The following is a 17308-nucleotide window of genomic DNA, read 5'->3' as shown; positions in this document are numbered from 1 at the left end:
CGCGCTGACGCATTGGTCAGAAGCCAATAGTGATCGGGTCGCACTAGACTTGCAGGCAAGGAGAAGATCCATGCCTGCAAAGCCCGAATTCCCGGCCAATTCATCGGTCCGGAAACGAATTCCAGCGCACCCGATCTCGCGGCAGGTGACCGCAGCATTGATGGGGTGCTGAGATGGAGCTTCGTCTCGATGATGCGCAGCGTGCTTTTCGCGATGAGGTCCAAGCGTTTCTGGATCGCTCATTGCCCGAGCGACTACGAACCGGATCGGCCCTGACATCCGGGGTATTCGCGGAGCCGGATATCGCGCGCGAATGGCAGGCCATCCTCGAAGCCAAGGGATGGCTGGTCTATCACTGGCCAAGAGAGGCGGGTGGACCGGGATGGTCGCCGCTTCAGCGCTGGATATTCGAGAAGGAATGCGCGCTCGCCGGTGCGCCGGCGCTGCCTGGAATGGGCCTCAAGCTGGTCGGCCCGGTACTGTATGCGTTCGGCAGCGCGGCGCAGCAGGATCATTTTCTGCCAAGACTGCGCAGCGCAGAGCATGTCTGGGCGCAGGGTTTTTCCGAGCCGGGCTCCGGGTCCGACCTTGCCAGCCTGCGCACGCGGGCGGTCCGCGACGGCGATCACTACGTGGTATCCGGTCACAAGATCTGGACGACGCAGGCGCAGTTCGCGAACCACCTCTTCGCGCTCGTGCGCACCGACCCTGCGGTGAAGCCACAGAAGGGCATCAGCTTTCTACTGATCGACATGGCGACGCCGGGGCTTTCGGTCCGCCCGATCCTCAGCGCGTCGGGTGATCATGAACTCAACGAAGTGTTCCTGGACGAAGTGCGCGTGCCGGTCGCCAACCGTATCGGCGACGAGGGACAGGGCTGGACGATCGCCAAGTTCCTGCTTGAGAACGAGCGCGGCGGATCGTCGTTCGCGCCGCAGTTGCTCGCGGATCTGGCAAGACTGACCAAGGCCGTCGGGGCGTGGCGTGGCGACCTAGCATCGCAAGCCGAGCGGCTGAGGCTGGAAGCCGAGGCGCTGGAAATGACCGAACTGCGCACGCTCATGGAGCTTGAAGCCGGCGAGGGGCCTTCGCTGCGCAGCCTGACGACCAAGCTGATCGCGTCGGAAATCCGGCAGGGTATAGATCGTCTTGCCGTCGACGGGTTCGGTCTTGCCGGGCTGCAACTACCCGCGCAGCGTCCCTTCTACGGCGATGCTGCGCCACCTGCATTCGGGAGCGCGCAGGCTCAGGTCGCGGCGGCCCGATATCTCAACAGCCGCAGCTGGTCGATCTTCGGAGGCACCAGCGAAATCCAGCTTTCCATCATTGCCAAGGCCGCACTTGGCCTGTGATCACACGGAGTATCGCTCATGCCTGAAGCCTATATCGTTTCCGCCCGGCGCACTGCAGGCGGCCGCCGCAAAGGTCGTCTGGCCAGTTGGCACCCGGCAGATCTGGGCGCGCTTGTGCTCGATGCGCTGGTGGCGGAAAGCGGCGTCGATCCGGCGGCGATCGATGACGTCATCATCGGCTGCGTCAGTCAGGTGGGCGAGCAGACCTTTGCCTTTGGCCGCAACGTGGTGCTGGCATCCGGCCTTCCCGACAGTGTTCCGGCGGTGACCATTGACCGACAGTGCGGTTCGTCCCAGCAGGCGCTGCATTTCGCCGCGCAGGCCGTCATGTCGGGCATGCAGGACATCGTCATCGCAGGCGGCGTCGAGAGCATGACGCGCGTGCCGATGGGTTCCGCGATCACGCTGGCGCAGGCGGGCGGCATCGGCGCCGATCCCTTCCCGGCCTCGATCAAGGAGCGTTTCGGGGTGGACTGGTTCAACCAGTTCGTCGGCGCGCAGATGATCGCCGACAAGTACGGCTTCACGCGCGAACAGCACGACCGCTTCGCTCTTGAAAGCCATCGCCGGGCAGCCGCTGCTGCCGACAGCGGTGCCTTCGCCGCAGAGATCGTGCCGGTGCCGGTCACCGATGCTGAAGGGCAGCAGATCGTCCATGACCGCGATGAAGGCATTCGCGCGGATTCGACGCTGGAATCGATCGGCTCGGTCAAGCTCCTGAGCGAGACGGGGACGCTGAGCGCCGCCACGGCGAGCCAGATCTGCGATGGCGCCAGCGGTGTCCTCATCGCATCGGAAGCGGCGGTGAAGGCCCATGGCCTCACCCCTATCGCGCGCGTGGTGAACCTTGCGGTGACCGCGGGCGACCCGGTCATCATGCTGGAGGAGCCGATCCCCGCGACGCGCCGGGTGCTGCAGCGCGCGGGCCTGACCATGGCCGACATCGACCTGTTCGAGGTGAACGAGGCCTTTGCTTCGATCCCGATGGCCTGGGCGCAGGCACTCGATGCCGATCCCGCGCGGCTCAACGTCAATGGCGGAGCGATCGCATTGGGTCACCCGCTCGGTGCAACCGGCACCAAGCTGACGGCCACGCTGATCCATGCGCTGAAGGCCAGGGGCGGCCGTTATGGTCTCCAGACGATGTGCGAGGGCGGTGGCATCTCCAACGCCTCGGTCTTCGAGGTTCTTTGACGTGAAACTGACGCTGACCGAGGAACAGGCGATGATGCGCGACACGGTGCGCCGGTTTCTCGGTGACCGCTTCGACGCCGTCACGATGGCCAAGGAACCAATGTCGCGTGAAGACTGGCTCGCGCTGGGCGAACTGGGTCTGTTCGCATTCCTCCTGCCCGAACGGGCAGGAGGAATGGGTGCAGGGCCGGTGGAGGTCATGCTGGTGTCCGAAGAGCTTGGGCGCAGCATGGCGATAACGCCGCTGGCGAACAGCGTGCTGCACTGCGCGGCGCTTGTTGCGGACCATGGAACCCAAGCGCAGATCGAGCGGTGGGTCGAACCGGTGGCACGCGGCGAGCAGGTCATGGCCTATGCGATTGGCGGCACCGTTCGTGACGGCCGGTTGAACGGTGACGCTGGTCTGGTCCGCGATGGCATGGAGGCCGCGGCGTTTGTCGTTGCCGCCGAAAACGGCGTCATGGCGCTCGTCGCGGCCGATGGACCGGGCGTCATCCGCAGTGCGATACGGCTGATCGACGGCAGCATGGCAGCGGCGCTCCGCTTCGAAGATGCCGCATGCGACGTGATTGGGACTGATCCGCGGCAGATCGCTGAGGCAGGGTATCTGGCCGAGTTGTCGATCGTCGCGGAGATGGTCGGCGCGATGGGGGCGCTGCTTGACCTGACCGTGGAATACGTCGGGCAGCGCAAGCAGTTTGGTGCGCCGATCGGCAGCTTCCAAGCCATCCAGCACCGATGTGCTCGTCTTTTCGTGCTTCTGGAGCAGTCCCGGTCGATGCTGCTGCGCGCAGCACTGGCCGAACCGGACCTTCGCGGAGAGGCGCTGCGGGCGGCGCAGGCTTACGTCGCCACCGCAGCGCTGCGGCTTGCGGAAGACGCGGTGCAGCTCCACGGGGGCATGGGCGTCACCGAGGAACTGGCGGTTGGCCGTGGCCTGCGGCGCGTGTTGCTGCTGTCGCGTCTATCGGACGTAGCCTCCCGGTCAGGACACAAGCTGGCAGCCTGAAGACAGTACCCGATCACCGTCAGCAAAAGTCTTGGAGCGATGGGTCCGGTTGTGCCGGTTCCATCGCTCCAAGTTTTTGGTTTGCCGATGGCGATCGACCATCAGCGCAGGGTTTCCTCGCCATACCATTTCGCGGCTAGCAGGAAGCATCCACCCGCCACCAGTCCCAGCACGGATAGCGATGCCATTGCATATCGCAGCCCATCCGCGCCGCCTCCCAGCATGTCACTGAGAATGCCCGTCAGCCATGGTCCAAGGCCAAGCCCTACGATGTTCACGGACAGCAACAGGATCGAGGATGTGTAGGCGCGGATCGAAGCCGGGACTAGCGACTGCGTCATGGCGATGATCGGCGAGTAATAGAAGAACATCAGCATGACGGCGATGCCGCCCGCGACAAGCGATACCGAAAGCGAAGACGCGGTGAACTGCAGGATCGCGGCCGGCATCACCGCGACCATGGCCACTCCCGAGAGCATCGGGCGCATGCGCAGGCTGGTCGCGCCGATCCGGTCCGTGAGCCATCCGCCGAGGAAGATCCCGATCCCGCCGCCGATCCCGCTCATGAGCGCCAGCGCGGTGGCGATATCGCCCAGCGCCATGTCATGGGCGCGCGCATAGAACGGAGCGTTCCAGTTGAGCGCCATGCTCAGGACGAAGTTGTTGAGCGCGCCGCCGGCGAACAGCAGCAGAAGGCTCTTCTGCCTTGCCATGATCCTGAGGCCATCCTTCCACGGTGGGGCCTGCACGACCTTGGCGGTCTCGAACCGTCCTCGCGGCGGCTCTTTCAGCAGCATCAGCACGATCGGGGTCAGCAGGACGCCGATGCCGCCGATGATCCAGAGCGCCGCGCGCCAGTCGATGGCCTGCGCGAGCCAGCCACCGGACAGGTAGCCCAGCATGACTCCGATCGGCAGGGCAAGACCCCAGACAGACAATGCCGTAGCCCGACGGTTGGGGGGATAGTAATCGGCGATGACCGAGTGACTGGCCGGGATGCTGCCGGCCTCTCCCAGCGCGACGCCGATGCGAAAGAAGACCAGCGTGGCGAAGCCGGTGCTGAAACCGCTGAGCGCGGTCATGGCACTCCAGAGGCACAGCGATGCAGCGATGACGTTCTTGCGGCTGAACCGGTCAGCCAACCGTGCAACGGGAACGCCCAGCGTGGAATAGAACAGCGCGAAGGCAAGCCCGGTCAGAAGGCCGAGCTGCCCGTCGCTGAGGGCCAGGTCCCTTTTGATCGGGACCTGGAGGATGGAAATGATCGTTCGGTCAAGGTAATTGAACACCGAGACGAGGATGAGGACGAGCAGTGCCAGCCTCCCTTCCCGAGCAGACCCTGCGACGATAGCTTCGTTACGCATTTTACTTGCCGAACCTCCCGGTGAAGGTGATGCCGATGGAGCGAGGCGGTGCGACGGCGACGCGCTCGACATCGAGATTGCCGATCCCGCCGGCGGCCGCCACTTCCGCGCGCGTTGCATGGTAGAAGGCGTACTGCAGGCCGTTGGTGACGTATTGCTTGTCGAATAGGTTCTTCGACCACAAGCGAACGTCCCACATGCCGTTGGGGGCAGTATAAGTGATCGAGGCGTTGGCGATGTTGTTGCGCTTCGTCAGCGGCACGGTCGGCCTTCCTCCGCCCGTGGGCGTCACCTCATATGAGCTGGCGAATTTCGTATCGGCATGGAACGTCAACCTCGCGCCGCTGGCCAGATCGAGATCGTAATCGCCGAGGATGGTCAGGTCGTGCTTGGGTGTAAAAGGCGCGGCGTTTCCGGTGCAGTCCAGTCCGGTCGCGGTGCATCCGGTGAAGCTGCGATAATAGGCATCGGTGTAGGCGTAGTTGGCAGCGAACGAAAGGCCGGTTGCCGGACGAATGGTGGCTTCTACCTCGACTCCCTTGGCCCGCAATGAACCCGCGTTCGAGTCCTGAAACACGCCGTTAATCTGCGAGCGGACCTGCAGATTGCTGGTATCGGCCAAGAATGCCGTGAGGTTGAGCGTCAGCAGCCTGTCGAAGAAATCGGTCTTCGTGCCCACCTCGTAGCTCCAAGTCGTCTGCGCCTTCAGGGGCGTTGCCGCTGCCGTCGGGGTTCTGACGTTGAAACTCCAGCCGCCGCCTTGGAAGCCCTTGGAGGCCGAGGCGTATATCAGGCTGTTGTCGACCGGCTTGTATTCAAGAATGAAACGCGGCGTGAAGCCAGACCAGGTATCCGTCGCGTCGTCGCTGGCAGGAAGGTCCACGTAGTACGGCCCACCCTGAAACGGAGAAGAACCGCTGTGGCGCGTATAACCGGTCTTGCGTTCGTAGGAGTAGCGAAGGCCTGCGGTGAGTGCCAGCTTGTCGGTGAATGCATACTTGCCTTCGGCATAGGGGCCGAAGCTGCGGTTCTCGATCTGACCCTCGAACACCTGGTTCGGTGTGTACTGACCGCCGTTGAGGACAGAAAAGTAAAGCGACGGATCAGTGCCGTTGAAACCGAATACGGTCGTATGATTCAGGTCCTCGTAGCCGAAGTAGGCCCCCGCTACGAGGCTGAACTTGCCGCCGAACTCCGAGGTGAAGCGGAACTCCTGGCTCAGTTGCCATTCGTCATTGGTGTTGAAGGAAGGGGCATTCATCGGGTTGGGGCCGCCGTCTGCGTCTTCCGCCAGCCGGGCCTTGAGCGAACGATAGCCGGTGATTGAACTGATCCTGCCGATGCCCGTATCGTAGCTTATGTTGAGGATGCCGCTCCACATCGTGCGCCGGGTGAAGCCGTCATCATCGAGCATGACCTTGTGCAGGTTTCCGCCGGTCCGTTCCGCCACCTCGGCCGCTAAAGCGCCGTCGCCGATGATGGTGGGGCCATCGCCATAGCCCTTGCGGCGCAGGTAGGATCCGCTCAGAACGACGTCCCACGCATCCCCGGGCTGCCAGCGAAGCGAGCCGCGAACTGAAGCTACCTTGTTGTTTGCCAGATAATTGTCGGTCACGAGGTTGTGCTGATATCCGCCCACGGACTTGACACTGTAGGCGACGCGGCCGGCAAGCGTCTCGGCGATCGGTGCATTGAGGAAGCCGTCGGTCTCGAAGCCGCCCCGGCCGCCATCGTAGGTCATTGCCGTCAACGTGGCTCGGCCGCTCAAGTGGCCGATTTCGGCGGTGTTGTTAGTGATCTGCAATGCCCCGCCTACAGCGTTTCTGCCGAAGGTTGTCCCTTGGGGGCCGCGCAGGACCGAGACCTGCGAAACGTCGAACAGGTTCGCATCGAAGGATGCCAGCGTGCCGTAGTAGATGTCGTCGATGTACACGCCGACCGGGTTCTCAAGGCCAGGCGAATCGTTGATGGTGCCTTGGCCTCGAATCTGGACGGTGATGACCGAGGTGCCTTTCACCGGAACGAAAGTCGGTCCCGGCGCGATTTTCACGATCTCGGCGAAGTTGTCGATCTTGCGGGACTGGATCTGCTGTTCACCCAGGGCGCTGACGGCGATGGGAACGTCCTGCATGCGTTCGGCGCGGCGCGTGGCGGTCACGATGATATCGCCGACTTCGGCTCGCTGGGGTGCTGCTTTGGCGTCCTCGGCCGGTGGCGGCGTTTCCTGAGCCAGCGCAGGCGTGGCCCAGGCCAGCGTGGCAGTGCCGGCGAACGACGCGGCTTTCATCAGTGCGAAGGTCTTGTTACCCATCACTTCACTCTCCCATCATGGCCGCGGGGTTTTATTGTTGATCGCCCGCGTGCCGTGTTTCTAATGTCTTGAAGGTATGCTCATTCGGCGCCGGCCTCGCGGGCACAGTCCCAAGCAGCCTTGGCAAGTGGCTGGATTCGCGTGATTATGTCTGAGGCATTGGCGGCCGTCTGAACCCCGTCTCGCGCGCGGCCCGCGATGCCCTGAAGGATCGCGGCAACCCGGAACAGGTTGAACGCGGTGTAGAAGGGGTGCGTGGGATCGCAGTCAAACCCGGTCCGCTCGCGATAGCGCTGCGCATACTGTGACGGGGTGGGGATGCCGAGCGCGGTAAGGTCCGCATCCTTCAGCGTACCGCGCACGTCCACGCCAGCGGGGCGGAACCATTCCATCATGTGATAGGTCAGATCGCCCAGCGGATCGCCTAGTGTGGAAAGCTCCCAGTCGATCACCGCTGCCACTCTTGGCTCGGTCGGATGGATGAGCAGGTTGTGGAACGAGTAATCGCCATGGATGATCGTGGTACGATCTGTCGAGGCAGGCACCGCGTTCGGCAGCCACTCGATCAGCCTGTCCATCTCCGGGATGTCCTGCGTGCGCGATGCCTCGTACTGGCGCGACCAGCGCGATATCTGCCGCAGGAAATAATTGCCGCCGCGGCCGAAGTCGCCAAGACCGATGGCCTCGTGATCCACCAGGTGCAGCCGTGCGAGCGTTTCATTCGCCGAATCGTAGATCGCGGCGCGATCCTGCGGTGAGACGCCGGGCATCCGCGGGTCCCAGAAACTTCGGCCCGGGACATGGCGCATGACGTAGAAGGCGGTGCCGATGACGTCGTCGTCCTCGCACAGCACCAGCGCCTCGGGCACCGGAAGTCCGGCTTCATAGAGGGCGCGGGTGACGCGATATTCCCGGTCCACCGCATGGGCGGACTTGAGCAGTACGCCTGCCGGCTTGCGGCGCAGGACATAGCGCGCATCTGGCGTGGACAGAAGAAACGTCGGGTTCGACTGACCGCCTTCGAACTTCTGCACGCCGATCTCACCGGAAAGGCCCTGGATGCGCCCTGTGAGGTAGGCCGCAAGGCGCGCTTCGTCGAAGGCGCCATTGCGCGGAACATCGACGGTTTGGCCGATCATGGCCGCAGGCTGCGCGCCGCTCACGATCCGGGCTCCTTGGCGTCATCGTATTTCGCCAGTTCGAGGCGGGACAACTGGCGTTCATGAACCTCGTCGGGACCGTCGGTCAGCCGCACGATGCGGGTGTTCGCCCAGAGCTCGGCCAGTCCGAAATCGTCGCTGACGCCACCGCCACCATGGGCCTGGATCGCCTCGTCGACGATCCGCTGGGCCAGCCGGGGCGCGGCGATCTTGATCATCGCGATCTCGGCGCGGGCGGCCTTGTTGCCCACGGTATCCATCATGTGCGCGGCCTTGAGGCAGAGCAGCCGCGACATCTCGATGTCGCAGCGCGCCCGAGCGATGCGTTCTTCCCACACCGAATGCTCGGCGATGGTCTTGCCGAAGGTCTGGCGCGAGCGCAGGCGGCGGCACATCTTTTCCAGCGCGACCTCCATTGTCGCGATGTTGCGCATGGTGTGGTGGATGCGGCCCGGACCAAGGCGTCCCTGCGCGATTTCGAAGCCGCGCCCTTCGCCCAGCAGCATGTTTTCCGCCGGCACGCGAACGTCTTCCAGCAGCACTTCGAAGTGTCCGTGCGGTGCATGGTCGTAGCCGAAGACCGGCAGGTGACGCACCAGCGTGACGCCGGGCGTATCGCGCGGCACCAGGATCATCGATTGCTGGCGATAGGCCGAAGCATCGGGATCGGTCTTGCCCATGACGATGAAGAAGTCGCAGCGCGGATGCCCCGCCCCCGACGACCACCATTTGCGGCCATTGATGACATAGTCGCCACCGTCACGACGAATCTGGGTGCGGATGTTGCGCGCATCCGAAGATGCCACTTCCGGCTCCGTCATCAGGAAAGCGGAGCGGGTCTCGCCATCGCGCAGCGGCACCATGAAGCGCTGCTTCTGTTCGCGCGTTCCATAGCGATGCAGCACTTCGAAGTTGCCCGTATCGGGCGCCATGCAGTTGAAGACTTCGCTGGCGAAGGAAATGCGCCCCATCAACTCAGCGATCGGGGCATATTCCACGTTGGTGAGGCCAACGCTCGTGAAGAATTCGTCGTCGTGGTCCGACGGTGGCATGAACAGGTTCCAGAGGCCCTCGGCCCGTGCCTTCGCCTTGAGTTCGTCGAAGATCGGCGGGATTTCCGCCCAGCGATCGATGGTGGTGGACTGCTGGTGATAAATCGGAACGGCCGGGACGATATTGTCCTCGATGAAGGTGCGTACACGCTCCATCCAGGCGACAGACTTTGCAGATTGCTCGAAGTACAAGCTACCCCTCCTGGTAAGTCGGACTGATCGCCCGTCGCTCGCATCCGCGGATGCACCGGGGACTCGATCGTCCGATCGGTCGGGAGTTTTGATAATCGACCGACCGGTCGGCTGTCAAACTGGATAGTGCGAAATTTTTTAGTTGACGCCCGACCGTTCGGTCGATCATCTAATCGGCAGGAGAGCGATATGACAACGACAAGTCCTTTGATGGATGACCCTCTGCTGCGCGGCCATGCGCCTTACACTTTGGCGGGCTACGCAGCATTCCGCGCTGTCGTGGATACCGACGGCGCGGTGCCGGCCAAATACAAGGCGCTATTCGCCGCAGTCGCCGCGATTGACCGTCATCAGCCGGATCTGGCGCAGCGCGAAATGGGACGCGGCGTGGATCTGGGCCTGACGCGTACCGAAGCCACGGCGGGGCTGATCGTGCTTGCCAGTCTCAGGGGCGAGGGGGCCGCGGGCACGTTCAGCGCGATTCTCGCCGAGTGTTTCGATACGGTTTCGCTCCCCGAGCCACAACCGCTGCCCACTGCCGCAGCAGGAGAGGCCGTGGACAACTTCACCGCCTACTTCGGCACCGTTCCGACGCCGCTCGCGCAGCTTCTGCGGCTCAGCCCGGCGGCGGCGGACGGGTATTATCTCATGCGTCGGGGCAGCATCGACGCCAATCCGTTGTCACCCAAATATGGCGAACTGCTGCTGCTGGCGATCCTTGCTGCGGGTTATAGCCCGATGGCGGCAACCCATGTGCGCGGGGCCCGCAATGCAGGCGCCAGCGACGAGGAAATCGCCGAAGCGGTGCTCTGTGCCGTTCCGTCTGCAGGTATCGCAGCGTGGATGGCGGTGGGCGCCATGCTCGCACCGCCAGAGGAAGGCGGCATTCCACGCTGATCCAAACCCCGAACCGTTTCTTCAAAACACTTAAATGATGGAGAGAATACAGTGACACTCGAAAAAGACGTCATTCAGTACGAAGTCGCCGATAACGGCATCTGCACGATCTGGCTGAACCGCCCCCATGTGAAGAACTGCGTCAGCCCGCAGCTTCTGCGTGACCTCGAAGTGGCGGTCGACCGCGCGGCGGAGGACGACAAGGTGCTCGCCGTGGTGTTCCGTGGCCGCGGCAACACCTTCTGCGCCGGTGCCGACCTTGGCCAGCTGGTCGGGCCGGTTCTTCACGAGACCAGCACCTCGCTGCAGCTCGCGATCGATTCGGCGCGCACCTACGACAAGATCTACAACATGAAGAAGCCGACGATCGCTTGCGTCGAGGGCTATGCGGTTGCGGGCGGCTTCGAGCTGTTCATCTCGTGCGATTTCGGCATTGCCGCCGATGACGCCAAGATCGGCGACTTCCACATCCGCCGCGCGCTGTTCGGCGGTGCCGGGCCGATCTATCGCCTGCCGCGCTACATCGGCATGCGCAAGTCCAAGGAACTGATGCTGACCGGCAAGCTGCTGTCCGGCACCGAATGCGTCGAATGGGGCCTTTGCAACGCGTCCGCCCCCAGCGGTGAGGCTCTCGAACAGCTGATCCAGGACTTCTGCGCACCGCTGATCGACAAGAGCCCGTTCTGCATGTGGATGACCAAGATGGCGGTCAACCGCGGCATGGATGCGGATACCAATTCGCTGATCACGCTGGAAACGATGACCTGCAACGTCGTCCATCACTCCGCCGATGCGAAGGAAGGTGTCGCCGCGTTTCTCGAAAAGCGCCAGCCGGTCTGGACGGGCAAGTAAGCCATGGCGGTCAGCATGGTCGTGGTGGCCAGTCGGCCGCCGGATTGGACGCAGGAACAGTTCACCGCCTGGTGGCGCGGCCCTCACGCCGCCGCTGCCAGGGTGCTGCCGGGCCTTATCGCCTATCGGCACGGGGTCGTGACCAAGGACTTCGACAATCCAGATGGAACCGGCTGGGACGGCCACGCCGTGCTGACCTTCGCCGATCAGCAGGCACTGGATGCAGCTTTCGCCTCGCCTGAATGGGCGACGGCGACCGAGCAGACTAAGGGCATGCGCGGTCGGCGCATTATCCTGATCACGCAGGAAGTGGACCTGCTTGAGGAGGGCGCCGATGCCTGATCTCTCTCCCGGTTTCACCGCCGACCGGTTCCGGCTGGATGGCAGGCGCGCCCTGATTACCGGGGGGCGCGGCGCACTGGCCGAGGCGATGGCGGCCACGCTTGCCGACCTTGGCTGCGCGGTTGCCCTGGCATCGCGCCACGAAGAGGAGTGCGCGGCTTCGGCCGCCGCTCTGACCGAGCGTTTCTCGGTGCCCGCGATGGGGCTTGGCTGCGACATCTCCAGCGAGGATTCGGTGGAGGCCACCGTAGCATCCGTCGTGGAGCGGCTCGGCGGGCTGGACATTCTGGTCAACAACGCGGGCGCCTCCTGGTGGGGGCTGCCGCAGGATATCCCGCTCAAGGGGTGGCAGAAGGTGATGGACGTCAACGTCACCGGCACGTTCCTGGCCTGTCGCCATGCGGCGCGGCACATGATCGGGCAGGGCGGCGGCGCCATCGTCAACATCGCCTCGGTCGGGGCCTTCATCTCCTACCGCCCGCAGAACGGGCAGGTCGTGCCTTACACCACCAGCAAGGCCGCGATCGTGCATCTGACTTCCGATCTCGCCGCGCAGTGGGCCGCCGACGGCATCCGGGTCAACGCCATCGCGCCGGGTTCCATCGAAACCGGGATGACCCAGACGCTTGATGCCCAGACGCAGGAGCGGACCCGCGCCGCGATACTGCTGGGCAGGTTCGGCAAGCCGGAAGAGGTGTCCGGCATGTTGGCCCTGCTGGCCTCCGATGCAGGTAGCTTCATCACGGGGCAGACGTTCTTGGTCGACGGAGGACAATCCCTTGCCTGACGCGCTGACCCATCCGCCGTTTGTCTGGGACGACCGCCGCCTGTGGCCGCAGTTCGAGGCTTTGGCCATCGCAGAACCCGATGCTTTGGCCCTTGTCGATTGCGCGGATACGCTGTGGACGCGTGGACAGATGCAGGCCCTGGCGCGTGATGTGGCGCAACGTCTGCAGAGCATCGGCATGCGCGCAGGCCATCGCATCCTCGTCCCCGCCTACAAGACGCCGTGGACGATCGCCGTGGCACTGGCGGTATCGGCGCTCGGCGGCGTGTTCTGCCCCTATTCACCAAAGCTGGGCGAAGGCGACCAGGCCGCGCTCGAAGCGCTGCTGGGGCATTTCGCGCGGGTCGACGGTATGGCGACAGGCGAAATCGAGATTGCATTGGCGGCCGGCCCCTATTCGTCGGACGATCGCGATGGCCAGGCTGTGCTGATCGGCTTCACATCCGGCACCACGGGCGTCCCCAAAGGCGTCATGCACGGCGCAACGGCATTGAATTACGCCACAAGAGCCTGCTCAGCGATTGCAGGACTGCAGCCTGGCGACGCGATCCTTGGCATCGTGCCATTGGATAGTGCGCCCGGGTTCACCTTCACGGCTCATTTCGCATTCTCGTTGGGGCATCCGCTCGTGCTGGTCGATCCCTGGATCCCGGCGGAAGCGCTGCGCCGCGCCGAGCTTTACGGTTGCGGGTGGGCGATTGCCGTGCCGACCCACCTGTTCACGATGGTCGAGGCTGCGCGGCAGGGCGAGTGGGGCGGAACCCTGCCGCTACGCGCCATGGCCGTGGGCGGCAGCGCGATGACGGCCGAGCTGATCGCCGATGCTGAACGCCTGCTTGGTCTCAAGGCGCTGCGCATGTTCGGGATGTCTGAATGTATGGGCCATGCCTCGACGCGGCCCGATCATTCCCTCGAACGTCGGCAGATCTTCGATGGCATGCCGTTCACCGGTACACAGGAAGAGGCATTCGACGCCAACTTGGGCCCACTCCCTCGGGGTGAACGGGGGCAGGCCGGGGTTAAGGGGCCGTCGCTGTTCCTTGGCTACGCAGCAGGACTGGGAGCTGGCCAGGAGCGGATGACGCCGGATGGCTATCTGCTGACCGGAGACGAGATCATCCGCGACGATGATGGGTTTGTTCGCGTCGTCGGTCGCATCAAGGATCAGATCATCCGGGGCGGTTTCAATATCGACCCAGCGGAAGTCGAGGCGGTTCTGCTACGCCATCCGCGTATCGCTGAAGTTGCGGTGGTTGCGGTTCCGCACCGGAAGCTGGGTGAGCAGGCCTGCGCCGTGTGCAAGTTGAGGCCGGGCGAGGGGATCGTCGACCTGTCCGCGGTGCTTGAGCACATGGCAGGGCAGGGTGTGTCGCGCAAGAAGTGGCCGGAACATCTGCTGCTGGTGGAGACGATGGAAGTCACCGCCACCGGAAAGCTGGACAAGAAGGCGATGGCGGCCCGCGCCGTCACCGAAATCGGCGAGCGCGTCGCCTGACGGCCAGCCAGAACATACGGAGCATTCGTGAAGCACGCAGCCGTTACCCGAAGCCGCGATGGCGTGGCCGTCGTGACCCTCGACAATCCGCCGGTGAACGCGCTTTCCGCCGCGCTGCGATGGGCTACACTATCAGAGCTGCGAACTGCGTGTGCGGACGACGCGGTCAAGGCGATAGTGCTCATCTGCGCAGGTCGCACTTTCATCGCCGGAGCGGACATCGCCGAATTCGATCAGCCGCCGCAGGAGCCCAGTTTCGCGCAGCTGTTCGACGCGATCGAGAATGCGCCCAAGCCAGTCATTGCCGCCATTCACGGACAGGCACTAGGCGGTGGCTTCGAACTGAGCCTTGTCTGCCATTATCGGGTGGCTGCCCAAAGCGCACGGGTCGGGCTCCCTGAAGTGCATCTCGGTCTGCTGCCCGGCGCTGGCGGGACGCAGCGCGTGCCCCGCATAACCGGCGCCGAAGTGGCACTGGAGATCATCACCTCCGGACGTTCGGTCGGCTCGGCAGAGGCGTTTGCCCTGGGGCTTGTGGACCGCGTCAGCGCGGACAGCGCCCTACAGGACGATGCCGTGGATTTTGCCCGCCAGATCGTTGCCGAGGGTGCTGCTCGCCCGCGAGTGCGCGATCGAGAAGACAAGATCGCTAAGGACCGCAACCGCCCCGAAATGTTCGAGGCCTTTCGAAAGGCAAACGCGCGGCGTTTCAAAGGATTCAAGGCTCCCGATGGCATCATCGCCGCCGTGGAGGGTGCCGTGACCCTTCCTTTCGAGGATGGGATGGCGCTTGAGACGCAGCTGTTCGAAGGCCTTCTTGCGACGAACGAATCTGCGGCCCAGCGTCATGCCTTCTTTGCTGTGCGTGGCACCGCTCATATCCCCGATCTCGGACGGGATGTGCCCGTGGTGGATGTAAAGGCAGTCGGCATAATCGGCGCGGGGACGATGGGCGGCGGCATAGCCATGAATTTCCTGAACGCCGGTATTCCCGTAACGATGGTTGAAACCGCCGCCGCGGCGTTGGATCGCGGCGTTGCCACAATCCGCCGGATCTACGAGGCATCTGCTCGCAAGGGTCGCCTGTCGGCCGAACAGGTGGGACAGCGCATGGGCCTTTTGTCGCCCTCGCTGGACTACGAAGAACTGCGCAATGCGGATCTCATCGTCGAAGCCGTGTTTGAAAGCATGGCAGTCAAAAAGCAGGTTTTTGCGCAGCTCGACGCTGTAGCCCGGCCGGGCGCGATCCTCGCGTCTAACACATCGTTCCTCGATCTCGACGAAATCGCCAACGCGACATCCCGACCCGAAAGCGTCATCGGATTGCATTTCTTCTCGCCCGCAAATGTGATGCGGCTTGTCGAGGTGGTGCGCGGGGAAGCGACGGCGCCGGCCTTCGTGGCGACGGCGATGAAGCTGGCCAAGCGGATCGGAAAGGTGCCGGTGCTCAGCCGCGTCTGTCCGGGCTTCATCGCCAATCGCCTGATGGCACCGCGAGGCGAACAGGCCGAGCTGCTGGCGTTGGAAGGCACACCGATCGCCGACATCGATGCGACCTTGCGCGATTACGGCTTCGCGATGGGGCATTTCCAGATGATGGATCTGGTTGGACTGGATGTTGTAGGCCGCGACGGTACCGAACGCACGATCATGGGCGATCTCGTCGCGATGGAACGGCTGGGGCAAAAGCGCAATGGCGGCTTCTACGATTACGACGACCAGCGCACTGCGCATCCCTCAAAGATTTCAGCCGACGTCATCGCAGCGGTGGCTGAAAGTCGCGGTATAGCCCCATCTCCGACGAGCGACCGCGAGGCCTTGTTGGAGGCTTTGTTGCTGCCGGTCGTCAATGAGGGGGCGAAGATTCTTCAGGAGCAGGTCGCGCTGCGTTCGGCGGACATCGATGTTGCGGCGATGCTTGGCTATAATTGGCCGGTGCATACGGGAGGACCGATGTTTTGGGCGAATACCATTGGGCTCGGTCGCGTCGTGGCAGGCTTGCGCGAATTAGAATCTCGCCATGGTAGTGCTTTCCGTCCTGCAGCCATGCTCGAACAACTGGCCTTGGACGGAGGCAGGCTTTGAGCCCCACCGCCAACCGCGCCTGGATCCTTCGCAGCCGACCGCAGGAGCAGGTGTCGGTCGACGATTTCGCGTATAGCGAGGATATTGGCCTTCCGCCCGAGCTCGAGGACAACCAGATCCTCGTGCGAAATCGCCTGTTCTCCTGCGCGCCGACTATTCGCAATTGGCTAAATGAGCCAGGCAAGAGCTATCGCGGATCGATCGCTCTGGGTGATCCCATCCGCGGGCTGACGGGCGCGGAAGTGCTGCAGTCCCGCCATCCGGCATATGCGGCGGGTGATCTGGTCACTGCCATATCCCCTTGGCAGGATTTCGCGGTCCTTAGTCCAGACGGGGCGCCTGTGCCGGTGACGCGCATGGAGGAGGGCATGACCCTCCTGGATGCGATGACGCTGTACTCTGCCAACAGTCTGACCGCATTCGCCGGGCTGGTGGAGGTCGGACGTGCACGTGCAGGCGAAACGGTGATGGTTTCCGGCGCGGCGGGGTCTGTAGGCGCCATGGCCTGTCAGATCGCGCGCAACCTCGGCTGCCGCGTAATCGGCATTGCCGGAGGCGGGGAAAAATGCACATGGCTACGCGAGATCTGCGGCGTGGACGCTGTCGATTACAAGGCCGGCGATCTTAGAGGACAGATCCGCGCACTTGATGCGGGAAAAGTGAACCTGTTCTTCGACAACGTCGGCGGCGCGGCACTTGATGTGGCGGTGGACTACATGGCTCCGTTCGGTCGCATCGTCGTATCCGGACAGGTCTCAAGTTATGACCGTGCGGACGTAGCTCGTGGTCCCGATATGATGAAGCTGGTTTATGGACGGTTGCAAATTTCCGGTTTTCTCGTTGGGGACCACGCGTCGCACTATCCTGAAATGTGGGCGCAGCTACGCCAATGGGCGGCTGACGGCGAACTCCAGGTCAGGATTGACCGGCGAGAGGGGTTCGATCAGCTGCCTTCAGCATTCGTCGATCTTTTCCGGGGCGTCAATCAGGGAACGTTGGTGGTTGATGCATCGTAGATTTGATTTCTGTTAGTTCGGTCAATGCCTTGTCTATGCCCGCTCTATCCCAGACAGGCGCTATTTGGCTGCTCACGATAGGTAAAGCGGACCGACCGCACCTGGGAACGCGAAATTGACTTTTGAATGGCGACAAAGGGTCGTTGTTCGTTCTCCGGCGAAAGCTTCAGGCGGAGATCGTTAGGTGTCACGTTCACCAT

Annotated in this window: 14 protein-coding genes; 10 read left to right on the top strand and 4 right to left on the bottom strand. The window is 63.5% G+C overall.

Annotation, left to right across the window (positions count from 1 at the left end):
• The first annotated feature begins 173 nt into the window (after nt 1-173).
• From BES08_RS25175 to BES08_RS25165, 3 genes are read left to right on the top strand one after another with little or no spacing between them, the layout of a single operon-like run.
• A complete protein-coding gene (locus tag BES08_RS25175; RefSeq protein ID WP_069709630.1) occupies nt 174-1352 on the top strand; it encodes an acyl-CoA dehydrogenase family protein in 1179 nt (392 codons plus the stop codon).
• An 18-nt stretch (nt 1353-1370) separates the two neighbouring features.
• Nucleotides 1371-2546, top strand: a complete 1176-nt coding sequence (locus BES08_RS25170; protein ID WP_069709629.1) for an acetyl-CoA C-acetyltransferase — start codon at nt 1371-1373, stop codon at nt 2544-2546.
• Nucleotide 2547: 1 nt separating this feature from the next.
• Entirely contained in the window at nt 2548-3555 is a 1008-nt protein-coding gene (locus BES08_RS25165) for an acyl-CoA dehydrogenase family protein (RefSeq protein WP_069709628.1), read from the top strand.
• A 101-nt stretch (nt 3556-3656) separates the two neighbouring features.
• On the opposite strand, the gene BES08_RS25160 is transcribed toward BES08_RS25165, so the two are convergent.
• The 4 genes from BES08_RS25160 to BES08_RS25145 all read right to left on the bottom strand — a co-directional run bounded on the left by BES08_RS25160 (nt 3657) and on the right by BES08_RS25145 (nt 9598).
• Complete coding sequence (locus BES08_RS25160; RefSeq protein WP_069709627.1) at nt 3657-4919, bottom strand: spinster family MFS transporter; 1263 nt, start codon at nt 4917-4919, stop codon at nt 3657-3659.
• A gap of 1 nt (nt 4920) precedes the next feature.
• Nucleotides 4921-7230, bottom strand: a complete 2310-nt coding sequence (locus tag BES08_RS25155) for a TonB-dependent receptor (protein WP_083274813.1) — start codon at nt 7228-7230, stop codon at nt 4921-4923.
• An 80-nt stretch (nt 7231-7310) separates the two neighbouring features.
• Complete coding sequence (locus tag BES08_RS25150) at nt 7311-8393, bottom strand: phosphotransferase family protein (protein ID WP_069709626.1); 1083 nt, start codon at nt 8391-8393, stop codon at nt 7311-7313.
• The gene (locus BES08_RS25145; RefSeq protein ID WP_083274812.1) at nt 8390-9598 is read right to left on the bottom strand and encodes an acyl-CoA dehydrogenase family protein; all 1209 of its coding nucleotides are present in this window, start codon (nt 9596-9598) and stop codon (nt 8390-8392) included. Before BES08_RS25145 ends, BES08_RS25150 begins: the two co-directional genes overlap by 4 nt.
• Before the next feature lie 246 nt (nt 9599-9844).
• On the opposite strand from BES08_RS25145, the gene BES08_RS25140 reads away from it, so the two are divergent.
• The 7 genes from BES08_RS25140 to BES08_RS25110 are packed head-to-tail and all read left to right on the top strand — an operon-like array spanning nt 9845 to nt 17108.
• Nucleotides 9845-10531 (top strand): carboxymuconolactone decarboxylase family protein, encoded by a 687-nt coding sequence (locus BES08_RS25140; RefSeq protein ID WP_069709625.1) that lies wholly within the window; start codon nt 9845-9847, stop codon nt 10529-10531.
• Between the two features lie 51 nt (nt 10532-10582).
• Nucleotides 10583-11383 (top strand): enoyl-CoA hydratase/isomerase family protein, encoded by an 801-nt coding sequence (locus BES08_RS25135; RefSeq protein WP_069709624.1) that lies wholly within the window; start codon nt 10583-10585, stop codon nt 11381-11383.
• A 3-nt stretch (nt 11384-11386) separates the two neighbouring features.
• Complete coding sequence (locus tag BES08_RS25130) at nt 11387-11725, top strand: EthD domain-containing protein (RefSeq protein WP_069709623.1); 339 nt, start codon at nt 11387-11389, stop codon at nt 11723-11725.
• Nucleotides 11718-12512: an SDR family NAD(P)-dependent oxidoreductase gene (locus BES08_RS25125; protein ID WP_069709622.1), complete on the top strand. Its 795-nt coding sequence runs from the start codon at nt 11718-11720 to the stop codon at nt 12510-12512. The genes BES08_RS25130 and BES08_RS25125 overlap by 8 nt, the downstream gene beginning before the upstream one ends.
• Nucleotides 12451-14007, top strand: coding sequence for a class I adenylate-forming enzyme family protein (locus BES08_RS25120; RefSeq protein ID WP_069709621.1), 1557 nt, complete (start codon nt 12451-12453; stop codon nt 14005-14007). Before BES08_RS25125 ends, BES08_RS25120 begins: the two co-directional genes overlap by 62 nt.
• 27 nt (nt 14008-14034) lie before the next feature.
• Nucleotides 14035-16092 (top strand): 3-hydroxyacyl-CoA dehydrogenase NAD-binding domain-containing protein, encoded by a 2058-nt coding sequence (locus BES08_RS25115; RefSeq protein ID WP_069709620.1) that lies wholly within the window; start codon nt 14035-14037, stop codon nt 16090-16092.
• A complete protein-coding gene (locus BES08_RS25110; protein ID WP_069709619.1) occupies nt 16089-17108 on the top strand; it encodes an NADP-dependent oxidoreductase in 1020 nt (339 codons plus the stop codon). The genes BES08_RS25115 and BES08_RS25110 overlap by 4 nt, the downstream gene beginning before the upstream one ends.
• Nucleotides 17109-17308 lie beyond the last annotated feature (200 nt).

The sequence above is a fragment of the Novosphingobium resinovorum genome, from assembly GCF_001742225.1.
Taxonomy (GTDB): domain Bacteria; phylum Pseudomonadota; class Alphaproteobacteria; order Sphingomonadales; family Sphingomonadaceae; genus Novosphingobium; species Novosphingobium resinovorum_A.
The sequence above is the reverse complement of the archived record's forward strand: the minus strand, read 5'-3'. Positions and strand labels throughout refer to the sequence as shown.